This is a genomic window from Nocardioides turkmenicus (assembly GCF_011045035.1).
In the GTDB taxonomy this organism is placed as follows: Bacteria; Actinomycetota; Actinomycetes; order Propionibacteriales; family Nocardioidaceae; genus Nocardioides; species Nocardioides turkmenicus.
Genome location: NZ_JAALAA010000018.1, coordinates 82,708 through 102,160, shown reverse-complemented (window position 1 = coordinate 102,160; position 19,453 = coordinate 82,708). Strand labels below are relative to the sequence as shown.

Annotated in this window: 16 protein-coding genes and 1 riboswitch; of the genes, 12 read left to right on the top strand and 4 right to left on the bottom strand. The window is 70.4% G+C overall.

Features of this window, described 5'->3' with window-relative positions; all coding sequences use genetic code 11:
* Window positions 1–26 precede the first annotated feature (26 nt).
* A complete protein-coding gene (locus G5C66_RS19825) occupies window positions 27–1,652 on the bottom strand; it encodes a GMC oxidoreductase (protein ID WP_165112671.1) in 1,626 nt (541 codons plus the stop codon).
* Between the two features lie 288 nt (window positions 1,653–1,940).
* Here G5C66_RS19825 and G5C66_RS19820 point away from each other — a divergent pair, with 288 nt between their 5' ends.
* The 12 genes from G5C66_RS19820 (at window position 1,941) to gcvP (ending at window position 13,822) form a co-directional block, all read left to right on the top strand.
* Window positions 1,941–3,284 carry a CNNM domain-containing protein gene (locus G5C66_RS19820; RefSeq protein ID WP_165112645.1) on the top strand — a complete coding sequence of 448 codons (1,344 nt, stop codon included), beginning with the start codon at window positions 1,941–1,943 and terminating at the stop codon, window positions 3,282–3,284.
* Window positions 3,284–4,342, top strand: coding sequence for a hemolysin family protein (locus G5C66_RS19815; RefSeq protein ID WP_165112644.1), 1,059 nt, complete (start codon window positions 3,284–3,286; stop codon window positions 4,340–4,342). Before G5C66_RS19820 ends, G5C66_RS19815 begins: the two co-directional genes overlap by 1 nt.
* A 16-nt stretch (window positions 4,343–4,358) precedes the next feature.
* Window positions 4,359–5,051: a CDP-alcohol phosphatidyltransferase family protein gene (locus G5C66_RS19810; RefSeq protein WP_338144246.1), complete on the top strand. Its 693-nt coding sequence runs from the start codon at window positions 4,359–4,361 to the stop codon at window positions 5,049–5,051.
* Window positions 5,044–5,988, top strand: a complete 945-nt coding sequence (locus G5C66_RS19805; RefSeq protein ID WP_165112643.1) for a DUF881 domain-containing protein — start codon at window positions 5,044–5,046, stop codon at window positions 5,986–5,988. The genes G5C66_RS19810 and G5C66_RS19805 overlap by 8 nt, the downstream gene beginning before the upstream one ends.
* The gene (locus G5C66_RS19800; RefSeq protein WP_008359542.1) at window positions 5,985–6,317 is read left to right on the top strand and encodes a small basic family protein; all 333 of its coding nucleotides are present in this window, start codon (window positions 5,985–5,987) and stop codon (window positions 6,315–6,317) included. The genes G5C66_RS19805 and G5C66_RS19800 overlap by 4 nt, the downstream gene beginning before the upstream one ends.
* Window positions 6,310–7,593, top strand: a complete 1,284-nt coding sequence (locus G5C66_RS19795; RefSeq protein ID WP_165112642.1) for a DUF881 domain-containing protein — start codon at window positions 6,310–6,312, stop codon at window positions 7,591–7,593. Before G5C66_RS19800 ends, G5C66_RS19795 begins: the two co-directional genes overlap by 8 nt.
* 93 nt (window positions 7,594–7,686) lie before the next feature.
* Window positions 7,687–8,073 carry a glycine cleavage system protein GcvH gene (gene gcvH / locus G5C66_RS19790; RefSeq protein WP_338144245.1) on the top strand — a complete coding sequence of 129 codons (387 nt, stop codon included), beginning with the start codon at window positions 7,687–7,689 and terminating at the stop codon, window positions 8,071–8,073.
* Between the two features lie 100 nt (window positions 8,074–8,173).
* Window positions 8,174–8,656 (top strand): FHA domain-containing protein, encoded by a 483-nt coding sequence (locus G5C66_RS19785; protein WP_165112640.1) that lies wholly within the window; start codon window positions 8,174–8,176, stop codon window positions 8,654–8,656.
* Window positions 8,657–8,659: 3 nt separating this feature from the next.
* On the top strand, window positions 8,660–9,412 hold the full coding sequence (gene ftsR, locus G5C66_RS19780) for a transcriptional regulator FtsR (RefSeq protein WP_206444331.1): 753 nt from the start codon (window positions 8,660–8,662) through the stop codon (window positions 9,410–9,412).
* 29 nt (window positions 9,413–9,441) lie between these two features.
* Window positions 9,442–9,909 carry a bifunctional nuclease family protein gene (locus G5C66_RS19775; protein WP_165112639.1) on the top strand — a complete coding sequence of 156 codons (468 nt, stop codon included), beginning with the start codon at window positions 9,442–9,444 and terminating at the stop codon, window positions 9,907–9,909.
* Between the two features lie 178 nt (window positions 9,910–10,087).
* Entirely contained in the window at window positions 10,088–10,705 is a 618-nt protein-coding gene (locus G5C66_RS19770) for a MerR family transcriptional regulator (protein ID WP_206444330.1), read from the top strand.
* A gap of 77 nt (window positions 10,706–10,782) precedes the next feature.
* Window positions 10,783–10,874: riboswitch (glycine riboswitch) on the top strand.
* 86 nt (window positions 10,875–10,960) lie between these two features.
* Complete coding sequence (gene gcvP / locus G5C66_RS19765) at window positions 10,961–13,822, top strand: aminomethyl-transferring glycine dehydrogenase (protein ID WP_206444329.1); 2,862 nt, start codon at window positions 10,961–10,963, stop codon at window positions 13,820–13,822.
* 77 nt (window positions 13,823–13,899) lie between these two features.
* Here gcvP and G5C66_RS19760 read toward each other — a convergent pair whose 3' ends face one another.
* The 3 genes from G5C66_RS19760 to G5C66_RS19750 form a co-directional block, all read right to left on the bottom strand.
* On the bottom strand, window positions 13,900–15,123 hold the full coding sequence (locus G5C66_RS19760; protein ID WP_165112637.1) for an SGNH/GDSL hydrolase family protein: 1,224 nt from the start codon (window positions 15,121–15,123) through the stop codon (window positions 13,900–13,902).
* Between the two features lie 156 nt (window positions 15,124–15,279).
* A complete protein-coding gene (locus G5C66_RS19755; RefSeq protein ID WP_165112636.1) occupies window positions 15,280–18,201 on the bottom strand; it encodes an AAA family ATPase in 2,922 nt (973 codons plus the stop codon).
* Window positions 18,201–19,400: an exonuclease SbcCD subunit D gene (locus tag G5C66_RS19750; RefSeq protein WP_165112635.1), complete on the bottom strand. Its 1,200-nt coding sequence runs from the start codon at window positions 19,398–19,400 to the stop codon at window positions 18,201–18,203. Before G5C66_RS19750 ends, G5C66_RS19755 begins: the two co-directional genes overlap by 1 nt.
* Between the last annotated feature and the right edge of the window lie 53 nt (window positions 19,401–19,453).

The window sequence follows — 19,453 nt, the reverse complement described above, 5'->3', positions numbered from 1 at the left end:
GAGTTCTGTGGCTCGTCAGGAGCTGCTCAGATGACCGACCCGACGTCCTTGGCGACGATGTTGTCCATGGCGCGCTCGGCGATGGCGGCGATGGTCATCGAGGGGTTGCAGGCGCCGGTGGTGCCGGGGATGAGAGCCCCGTCGAGGACGTAGAGACCGTCTTGTCCCTGGACCCGGCCGTCGAGGTCGCAGACGGTGCCCATGTTGGCGCCGCCGAGGGGGTGCCAGGTGCTGTTGACGATGGTGTTGGTGTCGATCAGGGCCCCGAGGCCGCCGCTGATCCGCGAGACCCGCTCGTGGATGGCGCGGTAGCTGGCCGAGTCGCCGCCGAAAGGGAAGCGCAGGGTGACCGAGTCGGTCAGCGAGCTGTAGCGGAAGCTGCCGCGGTCGGCGCTGACCCCGAAGCCGACCAGCATCGTGGCGCCCAGGTCGAGGCCGAGGGGGAGGGGCGGCACCGACGCCTGGATGACGGTGTTGGCCGTGGCCGGATCGGCCCAGTCCTGGCTCTGGTAGACGACGGGTCCGCCCTGCGTACCGGTGAGGTTCTCGTCGAAGGGGCGCCACATGTAGATCCGGTCGCCGTTGGTGCCCCAGCCCTGACCGAGCTGCTCGGGCAGGTCCGGGATCGTCCCGGTGGCCGAGGCGCGGACCAGGAGCTTGCTGGTGTTGAGCGAGCCGGCCGCCATCACCAGCGCCCGCGTGGTCAGGATCTTCTGCTCGACCACGTCGCCAGCGTCGTCGGTGCGGTCGACGTGGACCTCCCAGCGCCCGTCGGCGGCACGGGCCACGGACGTCACGTTGTGCCGGGTGGCGACGTTCACGCGTCCGGTGGCCTCGGCCTGCTGGATGTAGGTGACGTCGACGGAGTGCTTGCCGCCGTTGTTGACGCCGAGGGCGCAGTCGCCATTGGTGTAGGACGGCGCCATCTCGCCACGCAGCTCCGCGAGCGCGTAGGACCAGTCGATCGGCATCGGGATCTTCTGCAGGTCGTAGCCCGCGGCCTCGACGCGCTCACCGAACATACGCGAGACCCGGTAGTTGTCCGAGGTGATCAGCTCGTCGGGCGCGGTCGCGGCGCCGAGCATGCGCGCGACGCGCGGGTAGTGGACGCGGTCCATGAGCTCGTAGTCGAGCTCGTTCGGGAACCAGGTGTTGAACACCTCGGCGGAGGGTTGCAGCGTCATGCCCTGGTAGACGAGGGAGCCGCCGCCGACCCCGGCCGCACACATGGCGAGCATGTTCTGGCCGAGGACGGGCTCGAGCAGGCCGACGTACGGGCCGAAGTCCAGGGGAGTGCCGAGCAGTCGCTGTAGCGGTTTCAGGGCCTCGGGTGTGGTGGTGTGGAACAGCGCGCGCTTGTCGAGCGAGCGCACCGTCGGGAAGGTCTGTGCGTCCGGTCCGGTCGGCCAGCGCCGGCCGCGCTCGAGCACGGTGACCGGCACGCCGGCCTCCGCCAGGCGCAGCGCGGCGACCCCGCCACCGAACCCGGACCCGACGACCACGGCCCGATGCTCCTCCCGGACCAGTCGTACGCGGCGGGGCGAGGAGGCCGCTGCCGGACCGGCGAGCAGGCCCGTCGCAGCGGCACCGGCGGCGCCCGCCGCACCGGCCAGGAACGTACGTCTGGAGGTAGACGTGGGCGACGAGGACATGGTCACGGGGGCTCCCTTGGCTCGTGAGGCGTCGGCTGTTGCCGCGTAAGAGTTGACGAACGGAGGGGGTGTGTCAAGGCTCACGGCGCCGATATGGACAACAGTGTCCGGTACGTGACACGGCCGGATGAGCGCGGCCCGGCAACGCAGATGGCGCAACCACGCCCATGTAGGCTGACGGCACTTCCAACAGCTAAGGACGATCTGAACCCCGATGGACGGACCGCAACCCGGCCAATATCCATGCCTCTTGTGTGAACCGAGGCTGCACCGATCGAGGTCGGCCCGGTGACCGAGATCCTGTTCATCTTCCTGGCCCTGCTGCTGGTCGCCGCCTGTGGCGTCTTCGTCGCCGCGGAGTTCTCCCTGGTCACCGTCGACCACTCCCAGGTGGAGATGGCCGCCGAGCAGGGGGACAAGCGCGCCGACGGCGTGCTGCGCGCGATGAAGGAGCTCTCCAGCAACCTCTCCGGCGCGCAGGTCGGCATCACGGTGACCAACCTCGGGATCGGCTGGATGTCGGAGCCTGCGATCGCCGAGCTGATCGACGCGCCGCTGCTCGCCACCGGGCTTCCGGAGGGTGCGGTGACGCCGATCGCGCTGACCGTCGCGCTGATCCTCTCCACGATCGTGACGATGCTCTTCGGTGAGCTCGTCCCCAAGAACCTCGCCCTGGCCCTGCCGCTGCAGACCGCCCGCGTCACCCAGGGTCCGATGCGGGCGTTCACCCGGCTCATGCGTGGTCCGATCAAGGTGCTCAACGGGACCGCCAACGCCATCGTCCGCCGCCTCGGCATGGAGCCGCAGGAGGAGCTGCGCTCCGCGCGGAGCTCGGCCGAGCTCTCCTCGCTCATCCAGCGCAGCGCCCACGAGGGGACCCTCGACGCCGACACGGCCGAGCTCATGGAGCGCTCGGTCGAGTTCGGCACCCGCACCGCCGGCGAGATCATGACACCGCGCGTACGCGTCCACAGCCTCGACCACAACGACCGTGCCGAGGCGCTGATCGAGCTCACCCGGCGTACCGGCAACTCCCGCTTCCCGGTGCTCGACGACAACGAGGCCGTGGTCGGCACCGTGCACGTCAAGGCCGCAGTGGCGCTGCCGGTGCACGAGCGGCCCACTGCCAAGGTCAAGCACCTGATGGTGCCGCCGGTGGTCGTGCCCGACTCGCTGCGCCTGGACCCGCTGATGGCGCTGCTGCGCGCGGAGGGGTTCCAGCTCGCCGTGGTGCTCGACGAGTACGGCGACCAGGCCGGCATCGTCACCCTCGAGGACGTGATCGAGGAGATCGTGGGCGATATCGCAGACGAGCACGACCCGCTCAGCGCCCGCGCCCGGCTCCGCCGCGACGGGGGCTGGTCGCTGTCGGGGCTGCTGCGTCCTGACGAGGTCGAGGACATCACCGGTGTCGCCCTGCCGGAGGGGGAGGACTACGACACCGTCGCCGGGCTGATGCTGAGCCTGCTGGGCCGGATCCCCGAGAGGGGTGCGACCGCCGAGCTCACCGTGCCCGGCAACCCGCCGCCGGACTCCGATGACGACGACGTGTACGCGAGGTACGTGAAGCTGACCGTGGAGGTCATGGACGGGCGCCGGATCGACCGGATCTCGATGCAGGTGATCGGCTGATGTCGACGACGATGGGGCTGCTGCTCGGCCTGGTGCTGCTGCTCGCCAACGGCTTCTTCGTGGGCTCGGAGTTCGCGCTGGTCTCGGCGCGTCGCAGCCAGATCGAGCCGGCCGCGCAGGCCGGGTCGCAGATGGCCCGGATCACCCTGCGGGCGATGGAGAACATCAGCCTGATGATGGCCGGCGCCCAGCTCGGCATCACCGTCTGCTCGGTGCTGCTCCTGGCGATCACCGAGCCGGCGCTCGCCCACCTGCTCGAGCCCGGCTTCGACCTGATCGGCCTGCCCGAGGCCTTCCACCACCCGGTCGCGTTCGTGATCGCGATGCTCGTGGTGACCTACCTGCACGTGGTCGTCGGCGAGATGGTGCCCAAGAACATCGCCCTGGCCGGCCCCGACCGGGCCGCCCTGGTGCTCGGCCCGGCCATCTACGCGGTCGTCTACGTGCTGCGCCCGATCATCGTGGCCTTCAACTACGCCGCCAACCTCTGCATCCGGGCGCTCGGCATCGAGCCCAAGGACGAGGTGAGCTCCACCTTCACCCGCGCGGAGGTGGCTGCGATGGTCGAGGAGTCGCGGGGCGAAGGCCTGCTGGAGGAGGACGAGTACGGCCGGCTGACCGGCGCGCTCGGCTTCACCGAGAAGACGGTCGCCAAGGTCACCATCCCGGTCGCCGACTGGACGATCGTGCCGCGCGGCGCCTCGGGCGCCGACATCGAGGCGGTCTGCGCCTCGACGGGCTACAGCCGGTTCCCGGTCGCCGACGACAACGGCGACCTCGTCGGCTACCTGCACATCAAGGACGTGCTCGAGCCCGACGACGTACGCCGCCGGCAACCGGTCCAGGACAAGTGGATCCGGCCGTTCGCGACGGTCACCCCCGACGACGCGCTCCACGAGGCGCTCGAGACCCTGCAGCGCCGCGGCGCCCACATGGCTCGGGTCGTACGCGAGGACGGCAGCGCCATCGGGCTGGCGACCCTGGAGGACGTCATCGAGGAACTGGTCGGCGAGATCCGCGACGCCGCCCATGCCGATGACTCCACCGCAACCGACTAAGCACTAGGGTTTGTCCGTGCCCAACCGTCGATCCGGTGATCCCCACCTGCGTCCTGGCCGCGACGCCCGGCAGCGACCGCTGGGCTCCGTCGACCGCAACCAGCCCGTGCTCGGCAAGCTGCTCAGCATCCTGCGGCTGCTCTACGCGCCGGTGATGCTGTGGGCGGTGCTGGTCGCGAAGGACGACACCATCGCGCTCGCCGCGTTCGGTCTCGCGGTGGTCACCGACCTCCTCGACAGCTGGCTCAACCGCAAGCAGCTGGGCCGCCGCCGCACGGGCGAGCTGCTCGACGTGGTCGCCAACACCGTCTTCGTCCTGGCCGCGACGTTCGCGCTCTGGCAGATCGACGTGATCCCGTGGCCGATCGCGCTGCTGGTGCCGCTGCGGTTCGTCGGCCTGCTCGCGATGGTCCCGGCGCTGCGCAGCCGCGGGGTGCGTACGCTGCCGGTGCATCTCCTCGGCAAGGTGGCCGCCTTCTGCCTCCTGGCCTCCTTCCCGCTGCTCTACCTCAGCCATGACATCCCCGAGACGCTCGACCTCGGCCTGGAGCCCAGCCTGCCGATCCAGCTGGCGCAGGCGTTCGGCTGGGCGTTCGCGCTGTGGGGCGTCCTGCTGCTGTGGTGGAGCCTGGTCCTCTACGCCCAGGAGGTGCGTCGCCTGATGGCCACCACGCCGCCGCTGGAGAAGGGCGGGGCAGCCCGTGCCTGACCAGATCCCCGGCGAGGACCTGCGCGCCTACGTCACCAAGCCGCTCCTGGACCGCATCACCGACCAGTCGATCGACTCCGACTACAAGGCCGCCGCGGCGCGGCGCGACCCGTCGGAAGAGGAGCCCGGCCGCCGGCGCCGGCCGGGCGTGTGGGCGATGGTGGTCGTCGGGCTCTTCGCGCTGCTGGCCACCACCGCCGCCGTGCAGACCTCGCGCAACGAGGACGTCCGCCAGACCAGCAGGCAGGTCCTGGTCGACCGCATCGAGCAGCGCCAGGACCGGATCGCCGACCTCCACCGCCAGATCGCCGCGCTCCGGGAGGACAACCAGCGCAGCGATGCGGCGCTGAACTCCCTGGGGCTCCGGGCCGAGTCGGCCTCCTCGACCGCGGTGTCGACGGCCGAGAAGACCGGGTTCGCCCCGGTGACCGGTGCCGGGATCCGGATCACCATCGACAACGCCGCCGACGGCAACGAGGGCGGCACCGTCCGCGACTACGATCTCGCCGTGATCGTCAACGGGCTGTGGGAGGCGGGTGCGACCGCTGTCTCCGTCGACGGCCAGCGGGTCACGCCGCGCAGCGGGGTGATCACCTCCGGCGCCACCCTCCGGATGAACGACGTCTCGCTCTCGCCCCCATATGAGGTGTCGGCGATCGGCGACCCGCGTACGCTGGCGGCACGCTTCGCCGAGACGGTCTCGGGCGCGATGATCCACACCACGACGCAGGACTACGGGATGCCCTACGACGTCGAGAACATCGACCGGCTCACCCTCCCCGCGGCGCCGCCAGATCTGCTCGAGCTGACCTACCTCAAGCCCAAGTCCGAGGACGAGGGAGCCAAGCGGCCCGACAGGTCCAAGGGATCGGCGAAGCCCACCGACAACACCGACGAAGACACTGAAGAGAACAGCGAAGGGGACCGCGAAGAATGATCGCCGTCATCGGCCTAGTGATCGGCATCGTGCTGGGACTGTTCTTCCAGCCTGAGGTGCCGGTCGGTCTGGCGCCCTACCTCCCGATCGCCGTCGTCGCCGCGCTCGACGCCGTCTTCGGCGCGCTGCGGGCGTTCATGGACGGCATCTTCGACGACAAGGTCTTCGTCGTCTCGTTCATCAGCAACGTCGTCATCGCCGCAGGCATCGTCTACCTCGGTGACCGCCTCGGCGTCGGCGGCCAGCTCTCCACCGGCGTGATCGTCGTCCTCGGCATCCGCATCTTCACCAACGTCGCAGCCATCCGGAGGCACATCTTCCATGCCTGAGCGGAAGCGGAGGCCGGCGGTGAAGCGGACCGCTGCCAAGCGGACCCCCGCGAAGAAGACCTCGGCCGAGAAGCCCGTCGCGCCCGCGGACGAGCCGGTCACCGACGACGCTGCCACGCCCGAGGTCGAGGACGAAGGTACGCCGCCTGCTGAGCAGTCCTCGGCCGACGAGGCCGTCGAGGCGACCGACGAGACCACGAGCGATGGCGTCGACGAGAGCGACGACACCGACGAGGCTGTCGCTGACGAGGATGTCGCTGACGAGACCGCGGAGGACGACGCCGCTGCGGACGAGCCCGCGAAGGACGATGTCGCTGAAGGTCCCGAGACAGTCGGGGACGCCGAGGAGTCGGAGAACGAGGCCGAGGCGGCCGAGCCCGAGTCCGCCGTCGAGTCCGACGAGACGGACGAGGTCGACGCGGTCGAGGACGAGACACCCGAGACCACAGAGTCCGAGGACACGCCCGAGCCGCAGGAAGCTGTGGACGAGAAGGCCGACGACGCCGAGAAGGTCGATGCGCCTGTCGCTGGCGAGAAGGCCGACGAGCCCGAGGATGAGCCGGCGCCGCTGGTCGGCCGGGCGCGCCTGTTCGACGCGCTGACCCACTTCCGGCGCGGCCAGGTGGCGGTGGCGGTCCTGCTCTGCCTGCTCGGCTACGCGGCCGTGGTGCAGGTCCAGACGAACACCGAGGACTCCACCTACGCCGGCCTGCGCGAGCAGGAGCTGATCGACATCCTCTCCGGCCTGGCCGGCACGACGCAGAAGGCCCAGGAGCAGATCGAGGAGCTCGAGGCGACCCGCGACGAGCTCGAGGACCAGACCCTCCAGCAGCAGACCGCGCTCCAGCGAGCCGAGGAGCAGGTCGACACGCTCCGGGTGATCGCCGGGACCGTGCCGGTCAGCGGGCCGGGCATCACGATCGAGATCGACCCCGGCGCCGACCCGCTGCGGCTGACCGCCCTCCTGGACCTGATCGAGGAGCTGCGTACGAGCGGTGCCGAGGCGATGGAGATCGAGGGTGCCGACGGCGAGGCCGTACGCCTGGTCGCGTCGTCCTCGATCGAGGTCAGCCAGCCCACCCCGGGACTCAACGTCAGCGGCGAGCTGATCAGCCCGCCCTACCGCCTCCAGGTGATCGGCCCGCCCGACACGCTGGCCGGTGCGATCGACTTCTACCAGGGCCCGCAGGACCAGCTCGAGGAGCAGGGCGCGGAGGTCGAGGTCGAGTCGGAGGAGAAGATCGACATCGAGTCGATCCACACCGTGTCCCGCTGAACGTTTCGCCGGTGCGGCGCAGTAGGGTTTCGTCAACCGGCTCGCGGGACGATCTTCCGTAGCCAGACCAGTACGCCTGATGAGGAGATGCCCGTGTACCCCGAGGACCTGAAGTACACCAGCGAGCACGAGTGGCTTCGCAACCCTGGCGAGACCGAGGGCTCCGTACGGATCGGGATCACCAACTACGCCCAGGACGCCCTCGGCGACATCGTCTACGTCTCGATGCCCGCCGTCGGCGACACCATCAAGGCTGGCGAGAGCTGCGGCGAGCTGGAGTCGACCAAGTCGGTCAGCGACATCTACGCGCCGATCTCCGGTGAGGTCGTCGCGGTCAACGCCTCGCTCGACGCCACGCCCGAGCTGGTCAACGACGACCCCTACGGCGGCGGCTGGCTCTTCGAGGTCACCCCGGCCGATCCCGCCGAGCTGGAGAGCCTCCTCGACGCCGCGGCGTACGAGGCGTCACTCGACGCGTAACCGACCGAACACCTGGGCCGACCTGATAGGTTGCGGTTACCATCCCTCAACGTTCACTTGAGGGTGTGTGCCCGGCCCTCGATGAACCTGGAGCTACAAAATGTCCGTGTGCCCCGCTTGCGGCAGCCAGAACCCCGACGAAGCGCGGTTCTGCTCGCAGTGTGGCGTAAGCCTGACCGGGACCGACCAGACCTCGACGATTCAGCTCGGGGCTGACGCCGACACCTCCGACCGGGTGCTCAGCCCGATCGAGGCGGCGACCGTCGAGGCCCTGCCGCGGGGCAACGGGATGCTCGTCGTGCAGCGCGGCCCCGGTGCCGGTAGCCGTTTCCTGCTCGACCAGGACACCGTCGTCGCGGGTCGTCACCCGGACAGCGACATCTTCCTCGACGACGTCACCGTGTCCCGTCGCCACGCCGAGTTCAAGCGCACCGGCGACACCTTCGAGGTCTCCGACGTCGGCAGCCTCAACGGGACGTACGTCAACCGCGACCGCATCGAGCAGGTCGTCCTCAAGGACGGCGACGAGGTGCAGGTCGGGAAGTTCCGGCTCGTGTTCTACGCCGGACACGAAGGGGCGTAGTCGATGGCCGCCGCCGCGATGCCTGACCCACAACGGCCGGCTAGCGACTCGGGGGAGCGGCTCAACATCGGGCAGGTCCTGGATCAGTTGCGTCCGGACTTCCCGACGGTCACCATCCCGAAGATCCGGTTCCTCGAGGACAAGGGACTGATCAAGCCGGAGCGCACGCCCGCGGGCTACCGCAAGTTCTCCCGCCGCGACGTGGAGCGCCTGCGCTACGTCCTGCGGATGCAGCGTGACCATTACCTGCCGCTCAAGGTCATCGGCGAGCACCTCGACGCGATCGACCGTGGCCTCGAGCCGCCGGCGATCGAGCCGACCGTGCCCACCGTCCCGACGGTCGCCCTCACGCCCGACGGCGCGCCGGGGGCGGAGTCGTTCCGGCGTACGGACCACATGCGGATCTCGCGGCGCGAGCTCCTCAAGGTGGCCGAGGTCGACGACGCGCTGCTGACCGAGCTGGAGAAGATGGGCCTGGTGGTGCCGCTGCGCAGCGGTCACTACGACACCGACGCGCTCGCGATCGCGCGCACAGCCAAGGAGCTGGCCGAGTTCGGCATCGAGCCCCGGCACCTGCGCGGCATGAAGGCGGCCGCCGACCGCGAGGTCGGTCTGATCGAGCAGATCGTCGCGCCGCTGCGGCGGCCCGGCAACGCCGGCGCGCAGGGCCGCGCCGAGGAGATCGGCAGCGAGATCGCCGCGCTCGCGGTCCGTCTGCACGCCACCTTGGTGAAGTCCGGGCTCCGCGACCGTTGAGTGCGTGCGCGGGCGGGTAGGCTGGTCCCATGCGCGAGGTCGATGTGCTCGGAGTCCGAGTCGAGATGCCCTCCAACCAGCCGATCGTGCTGCTGCGCGAGGTGGCGGGTGAGCGATATCTGCCCATCTGGATCGGCGCCGTGGAGGCGACCGCGATCGCCTTCGCCCAGCAGGGCGTGGTGCCGCCGCGGCCGCTGACCCATGATCTGCTCAAGGACGTCGTGGAGGCGACCGGCAACGAGCTGACCGAGGTGCAGATCACCTCGGTCACCGACCGCGTCTTCTACGCCAACCTGGTTTTCGCCTCGGGGGTCGAGGTGAGCGCACGACCCTCCGACTCGATCGCGCTGGCGCTGCGTACGGGCACGAAGATCGTGGTCTCCGACGAGGTGCTCGACGAGGCCGGGCTGGCTGTTCCGGCCGAGCAGGAGGACGAGATCGAGAAGTTCCGCGAGTTCCTCGACGAGATCACGCCCGAGGACTTCGAGTCGCATTGAGGGAAGAACCCTCAAGTTCAGCCTGAGGGTTAGCCTGGGCGACACGCCGGAGGGGGTTCTTTGACCAGCGACCTTGCGGCGCTTACCTTGTAGTTGTCTCTGTTGTAACTCCAACGGTGTGGTCCCCCCGCCGCAGCCGTTCATTCCCCGAGTGGAGTTACGCTCAACGGAGTAGACGATGGAGGACATCGTGTTCGACCACGAGCAGAAGCCCGGCCACGGCGCCGACGACGCGCAACGCGCGGCGGAGCAGGCCGACGAGCAGGGCCTTCTCTTCACCGACGATGTCTCGCCCCTGCCGAGCGACACCGGTTACCGCGGGCCGACGGCCTGCAACGCGGCCGGGATCAGCTACCGCCAGCTCGACTACTGGGCCCGCACCGGTCTCGTAGAGCCCAGCGTGCGCGGTGCCACAGGCTCCGGCACCCAGCGGCTCTACTCCTTCCGCGACATCCTGATCCTCAAGGTCATCAAGCGGCTCCTCGACGCGGGCATCTCGCTGCAGCAGATCCGCGCGGCGGTGCAGCACCTGCGCGAGCGCGGCACGGACGACCTGACCCGCGTCACCCTGATGAGCGACGGCGCCTCGGTCTACGAGTGCACCAGCAACGACGAGGTCATCGACCTGCTCCAGGGCGGGCAGGGCGTCTTCGGCATCGCCATCGGCGGAGTCTGGCGCGAGATCGAGGGCACCCTCTCCGAGCTTCCCAGCGAGCGTACGACCGAGGACGGCGAGCAGGTCGCCTCGATGTCGGACGAGCTCGCCGCACGCCGCGCCGCCCGCAACGCCGGGTAGGACTCAGTCGACACCGGGCCTCGGGGCCCCGCGAAGGCGGGACGTCGAGGCCCGGTCCTTTATGCTGGGGTTGCTGACCATCCCGCACGGGAGAGCCCCAACTCGTTGGGGCGCCGAAGGGGCAAATCCTCCCCGGAAACTCTCAGGCACCCACGACTGTGCGGACCAGGCAACTCTGAAGCGGCGACGGTGCGGTGACAGAGGGGGAGGGCTTACGAGTTGTCTTAGATGCCCTCAGGAGCCACTGTGTCCGACATGCCCACCTTGTCCGAGCTCGATGCCGCGTCCCCGTTCGTGGAGCGCCACGTAGGGCTCTCGGCCGCCGACGAGGCAACCATGCTCTCGCGGCTCGGGTACGACTCGGTAGCAGCGATGATGGACGCCGCCGTCCCGGCCGGGATCCGCTCGGTCGAGTCGCTGGACCTGCCCGCTGCTCTGTCCGAGGCGCAGGTCGCGTCGCTGGCGCGCGAGATCGCGGCGTCCAACAAGCCCGGCGAGGCGATGATCGGGCTGGGCTACCACGCCACCGTGACGCCGCCGGTCATCCGGCGCAACGTGCTCGAGGACCCGAGCTGGTACACCGCCTACACGCCCTACCAGCCCGAGATCTCCCAGGGCCGGCTCGAGGCGCTGATCAACTTCCAGACCATGGTCGGCGACCTGACCGGCCTGCCGGTGGCCAACTCCTCGCTCCTGGACGAGGGCACCGCAGCCGCTGAGGCGCTGGCGCTCGTTCACCGGGCCAACCGGAAGGGATCGGGTCCGTTCGTCATCGACGCCGACGCGCTTCCGCAGTCGATCGAGGTCGTGAAGGTCCGTGCCGAGGCGATGGGCCTCGAGGTCGTCGTGGCCGACCTGTCGCAGGGTCTGCCCGAGGGCGACGTGATCGGCGTGCTGGTGCAGTACCCCGGTGCCTCCGGCCGCGTGCCGGACCTGAAGCCCATCGTGGACGCCGCCCACGAGCGGGGTGCGCTGGCCGTCGTCGCTGCCGACCTACTCGCGCTGACCGTCCTGGAGGCGCCCGGCACCCTCGGCGCCGACGTCGTCGTCGGCTCGACCCAGCGCTTCGGCATCCCGCTCTTCTATGGCGGCCCGCACGCCGGCTACATGGCGGTCCACGAGGGGATCGAGCGGCACCTGCCCGGTCGTCTGGTCGGCGTCTCTGTCGACGCCGAGGGCCGACCGGCCTACCGACTTGCCCTGCAGACCCGTGAGCAGCACATCCGCCGCGAGAAGGCGACCTCCAACATCTGCACCGCGCAGGTGCTGCTCGCCGTCGGCGCTTCGATGTACGCCGTCTACCACGGCCCCGCCGGTCTGAAGACGATCGCGACCCGCACCCACCGCTACGCCGCCGTGCTGGCCGCCGCGCTCCGGTCGGCCGGGCTTCCGCTGGTCTCGGACACGTTCTTCGACACGCTGGGCGTCACCGTGCCCGGGCGGGCGGCCGATGTCGTCACCGCGGCGCGCCGCTTCGGCGTTCATCTGCGTCTGGTGGACGCAGACACGGTCGGCATCTCGACCTCCGAGGCGACCACCCGCTCCACCCTGTCGGCCGTGCTCAACGCCTTCGGCGTCTCGGGCGTGGACCTGGAGGAGATCGACCGCACCACGGCCAGCGCGCTGCCCGACGGTCTGCTGCGTACGACCGACTACCTCACCCACGAGGTCTTCAACGCGCACCACAGCGAGACCCAGATGCTGCGCTACCTGCACAAGCTCTCGGCGCGCGACTACGCCCTCGACAAGGGCATGATCCCGCTCGGATCGTGCACGATGAAGCTCAACGCGACCACCGAGATGGAGCCGATCTCCCTGCCTGGCTTCGCCGACCTGCACCCGTTCGTCCCCGCCGAGGACGCCGCCGGCTACGCGCGGCTCGTCGGCGAGCTCGAGGGCTGGCTGGCCGAGGTGACCGGCTACGACGAGGTCTCGATCCAGCCGAACGCCGGTTCGCAGGGTGAGTTCGCCGGCCTGATGGCGATCCGTGGCTACCTCGACGCGCAGGGCGAGGGCCACCGCGACATCTGCCTGATGCCGTCTTCCGCACACGGCACCAACGCCGCCTCCGCCGCGATGGCCGGCATGAAGGTCCAGGTCGTGAAGTCGGCCGAGGACGGCACCGTCGACCTCGACGACCTGCGAGCGAAGCTGGCCGACCACGGCGACAAGGTAGCCGCGATCATGGTCACCTACCCCTCGACCCACGGCGTCTACGAGGAGGGCATCACCGAGGTCTGCTCGCTGGTCCACGAGGCCGGCGGCCAGGTCTACATCGACGGCGCCAACTTCAACGCGCTCCTGGGCTACGCCAAGCCGGGCGAGTTCGGCGGCGACGTCTCCCACCTCAACCTCCACAAGACCTTCTGCATCCCGCACGGCGGTGGTGGTCCCGGTGTCGGCCCGGTCGCGGTCCGTTCCCACCTGGCGCCCTACCTGCCCTCGCACTCGCTGCACCCGGACGCCGCGAAGCGCTCCGGCATCGGCGCGATCTCGGCCGCTCCGTACGGCTCGGCCGGCATCCTGCCCATCTCGTGGGCCTACATCCGGCTCATGGGCGCCGAGGGTCTGACCCGGGCCACGGCGGCCGCCGTGCTCTCGGCCAACTACGTCGCCGCGCGCCTCAACGAGCACTTCCCGGTGCTCTACCGTGGCGAGACCGGGCTGGTCGCCCACGAGTGCATCCTCGACCTGCGGCCGATGACCAAGGAGACCGGCGTCACCGTCGAGGACGTCGCCAAGCGACTCATCGACTACGGCTTCCACGCCCCGACGATGTCCTTCCCGGTCGCCGGCACGCTCATGGTCGAGCCCACCGAGTCCGAGGACCTCGCCGAGCTCGACCGGTTCATCGACGCGATGATCGCGATCAAGGGGGAGATCGACCGGGTCGCCTCGGGGGAGTGGACCGCCGAGACCTCGGTCCTGCGCGGCGCCCCGCACACCTCCCGTGCGCTCGTCGGCGAGTGGGACCGCCCCTACTCGCGCGAGGAGGCCGTCTTCCCCGGCGGCATCGACCCCGACAAGTACTGGCCGCCCGTCGCCCGCATCGACAACACCTACGGTGACCGCAATTTGGTCTGCTCCTGCCCGCCGGTGGAGTCCTTCGCCGAGTAGGCGCCGAGACGTCACGTCGGTCGGCCGAGCCGTCACCCAGGTGACGGCTCGGCCGACCGAAGTGACGGCTCGACCGGTCAGTTGAGGGTCATGACGGGCTCGCCGTTGGCGGTGAGCCCGGTGCCGTGGGTGCAGGTGCCGGACCTCGGCGCGCCGGCGTTGTACGCCTGGCGCAGGCAGCTGCGCAGGGCCAGCTGGCCCCAGTAGTTGGGGTGCAGGCTCTCCTGGATGTAGTAGTTGCCGCTCGAGGTGGAGACGGTGCGGATCTGGTTGACCCACTCGGTCTTGTCGACGGCGCCGGACACCCGCCAGCTCGACAGCCCCTTCTCCTCGAGAAGGCCCACGGTGTTCTCGCACAGACGGCGACCGGCGAACGCGCCGGTGACGTCGACCCGTTTGATGTTGGTCAGCCCGGAGTCGGTGGCCGCACCCGCGATCGTGTTGTTGATCGTCGGCAGGATGGTGGTGTACGCGTAATCTGCGTCCGCGTTCCAGAAACCGCAGCCGCCGGTGTTCTGGCGGGTGTAGCCGGACTCGCTGTAGCGATAGACCGATGAGGTCGCCAGCGGCGAGGGAACGTTCTGGACGATCAGGGTCCACGCGGTGTCCGCGTAGCCGGCGTTGCGCATGGCGGTGCGTACGTTCTGGAAGGCGGTGGCGATCCGCGCGCGCACAGCGGCGACGTTGCTGGACGCCATCGCGTTCGTCACGACCGCGTCGTCCTTGCAATAGTCCTTGCTCCAGGACGGAGAGACCAGGAAGTTCTGGACGCACTGGGTGACGATGCTGCCGAAGTTGAAGTCGTTGCCGCCGATGCTGATCGCCACCGCCTTGACGTTCTGGCTCGCCGCGAAGCTCTGCAGCATGAGGGCCTGGCCCTGGTTGCCGCCGCTGGCGTAGAAGTCGATGCCGGGCTTGAAGTAGCCCTCGCGGGTCGTCGTGGTGGCGACCGTCGCGCCCGAACAGGCGAGGTTGAGCCCGTTCACGCCACCGCCGATGTACGCCTCGGCCGCCGTGCTGCGGTGGCATCGGTTGATCGTCTCCGCGGTGTGCGTGGCGTTGTCGAAATAGGTCGCGCTGCCGCCTGCGTCGATGAGCGACTCACCGGAGTTGGTGTTGCCGGCCCAGCGTCCGGCCTCTCCGGAGATGTAGCTGTCTCCCACCGTGACGAGCCACGGGGTGCCGGCGCCGGGGCCGTCGGCGTGGGCGGGCGAGGCCACCAGCGATGTCGCCGAGAGCAGGGACGCGGGGAGCAGAAGGGTGGCGGCGACCTTGGCGACGCGGGTGGTGAGACGGGGCACGGAAACCTCCGGTTGGTCTGGGACAGGCTTCCGCGGCGCGGAGCCGCCTCAGATTAGTGACGTACGTCACTCCGGGGAACGGCTGGACGGTAATACATGTCGATCCGAAGGTTAATTCTTCGGTGATGTCGTCGCGCGACCCAAGATCTTCCGGCCTCAGGCGCCGAGGACCTGAAGGGTGGATCCCTCCCGGCCCTTGGTGACCGCCAGCTGGGTGGGGATGCGTTCGCGCATCTCGGTGACGTGGCTGACGACGCCGATGATGCGGCCGCCTTCGCGGAGGGTGTCGAGGACGTCGAGGACGTCGTCGAGGGTGTCCGCGTCGAGCGAGCCGAAGCCTTCGTCGACGAAGAGGGTGTCGAGCATCTGGCCGCCGGCCTCGTTCATGATCACGTCGGCCAGGCCGAGCGCCAGGGCAAGGGAGACGACGAAGGTTTCGCCGCCTGACAGCGTGGCGGGGTCGCGCGACTCGCCGGACCAGTCGTCGCGGACCAGGAGCGCGAGGCCGCCGCGGCGGTCGCCGGCGCCCTTGGCGGCGGAGTGCTCGAGGGCGTAGCGCTGGTCGCTCATCTTCGCCAGCCGCTCGTTGGCCGCCGCGACGACCTGGGTCAGGCGGTAGGCGACGACATAGGCCGAGAGGCTCATCTGGAGCTGGTTGTCGCTGCTCTTCCCCTCGGCGAAGGCGGCGATCCGGGCGGCGACCTCGAGATCGTCGCGTACGGGCGCCCAGGCCGAGAGCGCGCGGGTCAGGTCGCGCTGCAGCGAGTCGAGACGGGCAGCGCGGTTGGCGGCGGTGTCGGCAGCCGAACGGGCGACGTCGGCGGCTTCGGCGGCCTTGCGATGGGCGAGGGAGAGCGCCGGCAGGTCGGGCTCGTCGGTGGCCAGGATCTCGGCGGCGCCCGGGGAGTCGAGGGTCGCCCGCGCGGCCGCCAGACTGTCGGCGTACGTCTTGATCTGGCTGTTCAGGGCGGCGACCTGGTCAGGCGGGAGCGCGGCGGCGAGGGCGCTCTCCGGGCTGTCGAAACCCGCCCGGACCGCGGTCGCGGTGAGGGTGCGCTCGGCCCCGGCGAGCGCTTCGGCAGCGCGGGTGGCGGCCTCGAGGTGCTCGAGGGCGGTCGTTGCCGCCCGGTGGTCACGGTCGAGGGTGGCGAGCAGGGCGTCGAGATCGGGGTGCTCGTCACGGACGCCGCTCAGCTGCTCCTCGAGACGCTCCCGTTCCTCGGTGAGGTGACGGAGCGTGGTCTCGAGCTCGGCGGCGCGGGTCTCGAGCTCGGTACGGAGCGCGGCGGAACGCTCCCGAGCCTGCTCGGCGGCGGCGAGCTCGGCGCGCAGCCCGGGCTCGCGGGCAGCCGTACGCTCCAGACCCGCGAGGCGCTCGGCCAACGACTCGGCCGGCTCGTCGCTCTCTCCGGCGGCCTCCCGGGCGAGGTGGAGACGGGTGGTGAGGTCGCGCACGTGCTGGTCGCGGGCATGCTCCTCGGCGCTGGCGTTGTCGTAGGCCGCCTGCGCGGTCTTCTCCGCCGCGGCGTCGGGCGCTCCGTCGGCCGGCGAGGCCTTGTGGGGGTGTTCGTGGGAGCCGCACACCGGGCAGTCCGCGCCCACCGCGAGGGCGCCGGCGAGCTCGGCGGCGATGCCGTCCAGCCGCGCCTGACGTACGTCGAGATAGTGGGTGCGCGCCTCCATGGCGGCCGTCCGCGCCGACTCGTGCCGGGCTCGGGCATCGGCGAGCTCCCGGGTCAGTCGGCTGACCTCGGTGACGGCGGTGACCTGGGCGCGGAGCACCGGGATCGCCGCGGCCGCCTCGGTCGCCTCGGCGAGCTCACCGGTGAGGGTCTCGGTCTGCTGCGGCAGCTCCTCGGCGAGGCGTGCCTGCTCCTGTGTCTGGGCGAGCACGCGGTCTCGCTGCGCACCGGCGGTCGCGAGCTCCCGGGCGACCTCGCTGAGGCGGCGCTGGACCGGGACGAGCGCGCGGGCCTCAGCCAGGCGGGTCGAGATCCGGTCGACGGCCGCCTTGGCCTCAGCCAGGGTCAGGTCGCGCGGCGCCAGCGCGGCTGCTGAGGCGTGCTCGCGGCGGGCCTGGTCGGCGAGCTCGCTGACCCCGGCCACGGCCTCGGCACGCTGGGCGGCCTCGACGCGGCGTACGCGTTCCTCCTGCTCGTCGGCGGTTGCGACGAGACGGCTCTCGGCGGCCGCGGCGGCGCGGAGCCCGCGCTGCTTCTCGGCCATTGCACGGGCCTCGTCGAGTGCTGCGAGGGTATCCGCCTCGGCGGCCAGCGCCTCCATCGCGGCGCCCGAGGTCACCGCCTGAGCCTCGGTCGCCTCGTCGGTCAGAGCCCGTGCCCAGGCGGCGATGGCGCCGTCGCCGGCGGGAAGACCGAGATCGTGGACGTCCCAGTCGTCGGGAAGGGTGACGGCCGCGGTCTCGCTGATCCGGCTGACCACCTCGGCGACGCCGGCGTTGAGCTCCTCCGAGCGCCGCCGGAGCTCGACGCGGCGCTCCCGCAGCCAGCGCTCGACGTCGGCGAAGCGCTCGGTGCGGAAGAGCCGCTCGAGCAGCCGCTTGCGCTCCTCGGCACTGGAGCGGAGGAAGGCCTGGAAGCGGCCCTGGGGGAGCATCGCGACCTGCACGAACTGGGTCAGCGTCATGCCGAGAAGGTCGGAGACCAGGTGGCCGGCCTCGTCGAGCCGGGTGGTGAGGGTGCGCCGCTCCTCGCCGACCAACTCCATCAGCACAACGGATGCCTGTTGGGTCGTGGTGCCGGAACCGCGCCGTTTGGGTCGCTCCCACGACGGGGAGCGGGTGATGCGGAAGCGCCGCTGGGCGAGGGTCGCCTCCAGCACGACGCGGGTGGCGACCTCGGCCGGAGCCCGGTCGCTGCGCAGCCGCTTGGCGACGGAGCGGTCGCCGGGCACGTCCCCGTAGAGCGCGAAGCAGACCGCGTCCAGGACGCTGGTCTTGCCGGCGCCGGTGGCGCCCGAGAACAGGAAGAGACCGGCCTCGGAGAGCTGGTCGAAGTCGACGTTCACCGTGCCCGTGAACGGGCCGAACGCGGTCACCTCCAGATGGTGGAGGCGCATCAGAAGAGCACCTCGAGCCACTCCTCTTCCTCGGCGTCGCCGGCCGCGGAGTTGAGGGTGTCGACCTCCGGGTCCTCGCAGCAGGCGTCGACCGCGGTCTGCAGCAGCGCCAGCTCGGCCTTGCCTGCGCGCTCTCCGCGCAGCTCGGCCACGAACTCGGTCACCAGGTCGATGTCGCGCCGAGGCTGGGACGGGTCGGGCCGGGACAGCGCACCCAGCACCGGCGCGGTGGACTCGAACCCCAGCACGAGGGTGTGCGGGAAGCGCCGGCGCAGCCGCTCCATCGCCTGCGCAGGGCGGATCCGGTCGGTCAGGGTGATCTGCAGCCAGGACTGCTCGTGGACCTCGTGACGCGGGTCGCTCAGCAGCTCCTCGAGCGTGCCACGCAGGCGGGCGAGCTTGCGCGGCACCGGCGCCTCCACGAACTCGCTGGCCACGAAACCCGACTCGTCGAGGTCGATGAGCCAGGAACCCTTGAGGTGGTTGGCCTCGGAGAAGGAGTAGGCCAGCGGCGAGCCGCTGTAGCGCACCGTCTCGGTGATCGTGTGGCGTCCGTGGAGGTGGCCGAGGGCGGCGTATGAGACGTCCTCGAAGAGGCTGGCCGGCACCATCGAGACCCCGCCGACGGAGATGTCGCGCTCGGAGTCGGAGGGCTCCGCGCCGGTGACGAACGCGTGCGCCATCACGACGCTGCGGCCGCCCCTGCCATCGAGGTCGGCGCGGACCCGGCGCATCGCCTCGCCGAGCGCGGCTTGGTGAGAGCGCGACTCCAGGCCCCAGGCCGCCCGTGCGGCGTCGGGGTCGAGGTAGGGGAGACCGTAGAAGGCGACCTCGCCGTGCTCGTCGGGGAGCATCACCGGACGGCCGACGCCGGCCAGGTCGGTGCGGATGAAGATGCCGGCGGCATCGATCAGCTCGGACCCGAAGCCGAGCCGCTGGGCGGAGTCGTGGTTGCCGCTGGTGATCACGACCTTGGCCCGCGAGGCGGCCAGCCGAGCCAGGGCCTCCGAGGCGAGCCTGACCGCGTCGACCTGCGGAAGCGCACGGTCGTAGACATCACCCGAGACGCACACCACGTCGACCTCTCCCTGCTCCACCACGGAGAGGAGATGGTCGACGTACGCCGCCTGGTGCCCGAGCATGCCCTCCCTGTGGAAGGACCGGCCCAGGTGCCAGTCGGAGGTGTGCAGGATCCGCATGAAACGAAAACTATCGGTGAGCACGGACATTCGAGCCTGCGACCCGCGACGAA

What these genes read in the sequence shown, in the direction of transcription:
- G5C66_RS19825 (WP_165112671.1), bottom strand. Translation starts at nt 1,652, where the DNA reads ATGTCCTCGTCGCCCACGTCTACCTCCAGACGTACGTTCCTGGCCGGT.
- G5C66_RS19815 (WP_165112644.1), top strand. Translation starts at nt 3,284, where the DNA reads ATGTCGACGACGATGGGGCTGCTGCTCGGCCTGGTGCTGCTGCTCGCC.
- G5C66_RS19800 (WP_008359542.1), top strand. Translation starts at nt 5,985, where the DNA reads ATGATCGCCGTCATCGGCCTAGTGATCGGCATCGTGCTGGGACTGTTC.
- G5C66_RS19795 (WP_165112642.1), top strand. Translation starts at nt 6,310, where the DNA reads ATGCCTGAGCGGAAGCGGAGGCCGGCGGTGAAGCGGACCGCTGCCAAG.
- G5C66_RS19785 (WP_165112640.1), top strand. Translation starts at nt 8,174, where the DNA reads ATGTCCGTGTGCCCCGCTTGCGGCAGCCAGAACCCCGACGAAGCGCGG.
- ftsR (WP_206444331.1), top strand. Translation starts at nt 8,660, where the DNA reads ATGGCCGCCGCCGCGATGCCTGACCCACAACGGCCGGCTAGCGACTCG.
- G5C66_RS19775 (WP_165112639.1), top strand. Translation starts at nt 9,442, where the DNA reads ATGCGCGAGGTCGATGTGCTCGGAGTCCGAGTCGAGATGCCCTCCAAC.
- G5C66_RS19770 (WP_206444330.1), top strand. Translation starts at nt 10,088, where the DNA reads ATGGAGGACATCGTGTTCGACCACGAGCAGAAGCCCGGCCACGGCGCC.
- gcvP (WP_206444329.1), top strand. Translation starts at nt 10,961, where the DNA reads ATGCCCACCTTGTCCGAGCTCGATGCCGCGTCCCCGTTCGTGGAGCGC.
- G5C66_RS19755 (WP_165112636.1), bottom strand. Translation starts at nt 18,201, where the DNA reads ATGCGCCTCCACCATCTGGAGGTGACCGCGTTCGGCCCGTTCACGGGC.
- G5C66_RS19750 (WP_165112635.1), bottom strand. Translation starts at nt 19,400, where the DNA reads ATGCGGATCCTGCACACCTCCGACTGGCACCTGGGCCGGTCCTTCCAC.